Source organism: Micromonospora sp. DT81.3 (assembly GCF_049847225.1).
Lineage (GTDB): Bacteria > Actinomycetota > Actinomycetes > Actinomycetales > Microbacteriaceae > Microbacterium.
This window is the reverse complement of sequence record NZ_JBNCNY010000036.1, coordinates 1-2,221: the sequence shown is the minus strand read 5'-3', so window position 1 is coordinate 2,221 and position 2,221 is coordinate 1. Positions and strand designations below refer to the sequence as shown.

Annotated in this window: 3 protein-coding genes and 1 pseudogene; all 4 read right to left on the bottom strand. The window is 65.8% G+C overall.

Annotation, left to right across the window (positions count from 1 at the left end; translation table 11 throughout):
- Positions 1-176: 176 nt before the first annotated feature.
- Positions 177-320: pseudogene (locus ACPW96_RS23205) on the bottom strand (cation:proton antiporter); the annotation flags it as partial.
- 99 nt (positions 321-419) lie between these two features.
- A complete protein-coding gene (locus ACPW96_RS23200) occupies positions 420-677 on the bottom strand; it encodes a helix-turn-helix domain-containing protein (RefSeq protein ID WP_425886098.1) in 258 nt (85 codons plus the stop codon).
- A gap of 157 nt (positions 678-834) precedes the next feature.
- Positions 835-1,548, bottom strand: a complete 714-nt coding sequence (locus ACPW96_RS23195) for an integrase catalytic domain-containing protein (RefSeq protein ID WP_425886096.1) — start codon at positions 1,546-1,548, stop codon at positions 835-837.
- A complete protein-coding gene (locus ACPW96_RS23190) occupies positions 1,485-2,045 on the bottom strand; it encodes a hypothetical protein (RefSeq protein ID WP_425886094.1) in 561 nt (186 codons plus the stop codon). Before ACPW96_RS23190 ends, ACPW96_RS23195 begins: the two co-directional genes overlap by 64 nt.
- Positions 2,046-2,221: the final 176 nt, after the last annotated feature.

The window sequence follows — 2,221 nt, the reverse complement described above, 5'->3', positions numbered from 1 at the left end:
GAGAATCCCATGATCACTCCTTGAGTCCAGGCCGGGTGATGCCCCGACACACAAGGGTGTACGTCGGCTCACGCCCGCGCGTTCACCCGTTCGGCAAAATGTGGGACACCTGCGAACGGCGCTCCGCTAAATGAACAGTGGATTCAGGGGTCAGGAACGGCGCCGCCGCGGAGGAGGACTACTGCCCCGACGATAACGATCGAGAACTCCCCGCGGGGCATGAGGACGAATCCGGCGCGCCATCGGCCGGCCTCGCCGATATCGGCCTCGCGCGCGAGGTAGCCGGGCAGCAGCTTCGTCGCTATCGTGACCATGGCCAGTACGATGGGCGCTCTTAGCAAAAGACCGTGCAGTTGGGTGAGCATCGGTCGCCGGGTACGGCCGAGATCTTTCAATGCCGCCCGTCGGATGGCGTCGACTCAGAACTGGCGAGCAGTGCTGTTGACGAGGATGGCCAGCTCGGGGCGGCTCCGGACGCCGAGGCGCCCCAAGACTGTGGTGAGGTGGCTCTTGACAGTTGCATCACTGACGAAGAGCTGGGCGGGGATCTCGCCGTTGCTCATTCCGTCGCCGACAAGCAGGGCCACCGCTCGTTGGCGTTCGGTCAGCCGGGTCAGAGCGCTGAGTTGTGTGGGGATCTCCGCGGGGCCGGTCGGTCCGGAGGTGAGGAACTGCACGAGGTGGCGGGGGAACGTGGGGGTCGAGCGGGAGCCCGACGCGACGGGATCGCGGTCGACGGTGAGCGAAGACCGGGCTCACCTAAGGAGCAACCACCGGTCGGTCGAGGGCCCTGTTGCCTCATGTCAATACCTCCGGGAGCGGGTAGTCGTTGCCTCATCTTCGGATCTCCGCGTGGGTGCGTTGATTCCAGCCCTGGTTCGCGGCTGGTTTGGCGGGTGCGGGGCGTTTGGCGAGGGCGATGGTCTCGAGCCGTCCGGTGAGGGCCAGGATCTGGCGTGACAGGGCGGCGGGCCGGATCTTCTTGAACTGGGCGTTCATCCGGATGACCGGCATCTTCCGCACGCTGGGGTCGCGGATCGCCCGTTGGTGCGGGGTTGCCGGTGGGTCGTGTTTCTTGCTCACCTTCGCGCCGTGGCGGGTTTTGGAGATCAGCTTCTGCTGCGGCAGCAGATAGTTCGTGAACACCCGGTCCGCCTCCCAGATCTCGTCCAGCAGCTCCAGCTCCCCGGCGGTGTCGTAGCGGAGGTAGCCGACCAGCTCCCGGACCCGAGCCCGATTCTTCTGCTCCACGTGCGCGCCGTCGTTGCTGTTTCCCGGACGGGACCGGGTGAACGTGATCTGCCGCTGCATGCAGTACCGAAACAGGTGATGGTTGATGAACTCGGACCCGTTGTCGGAGTCGATCCCGAGGATCGGGAACGGAAACACACCGCTGACATGCTGAAGAGCATCCACGACCCATTTCTCTGCCTTGTTCGGCACCGACCGGTTCACCGTCCACCCGGTCGCGATATCGGTCACGGTCAGGGTGAAGCAGTACTCACCGGACGCGTTCGAGCCGTCGTGGCCGACCAGATCGATCTCCACCCGGGGACCGCGTCATCCCAGTCCGCCCACGTGCGGATCGGGATCTGCGCTTTCAGCAGACTGCCGGGTTTGGTATGCGTCCGGCCCCGCGGCAGCCGCTTCGCCCGCTCCGGGGCGAGCTTCCGATCGATCGTGGCCGCGCTCATCCGCGCCAGCAGGACAGCGTGCTCATCGCTGAGCCTGATCTCCCCATCGCGGCGCAGCAGCGGCACCAGCACCGGCAGCATCGCCGCCAACAACTTCCCCGCCGGCGCCCGCAACGTCGCCCAGCAGATGATCAGCGCCGGCATCAGCTCCGGCCCATACGTCGGGGTCCGTGGTGCTCGGGGCTTCACCGGCCGCACCGGCCTGGATGCCTCCCGCAACGCGGCCCGCGCGTGATCCCGGTGCCACCCTGTCAGCTCCACGACCTCGTCCAGGATCCGCGTCTTCCGTGCCTTATCGCCAGCCCGATACGACGCCGCCAGATGCCGGGTCACCGCCTTGCGTTCACTCATCGAAAGCTCCACACCACCAGGCGTACCCGCTCACGCGGAGATTCCTACATGAGGCAACGACCACCACCACGCGGAGATATTTGATGAGTCAACGCGAGGTGTCGACGGCGCTCGAATTCTGAACGGTTTCGGCGCCTTGGTTTCCAGCGGTCATCGCAACGAGGGGTGATTCTCGG

Bases quoted from the DNA above. Each gene is read 5' to 3' on its own strand.
- ACPW96_RS23190 (WP_425886094.1), bottom strand. From the start codon at position 2,045: ATGAGTGAACGCAAGGCGGTGACCCGGCATCTGGCGGCGTCGTATCGG.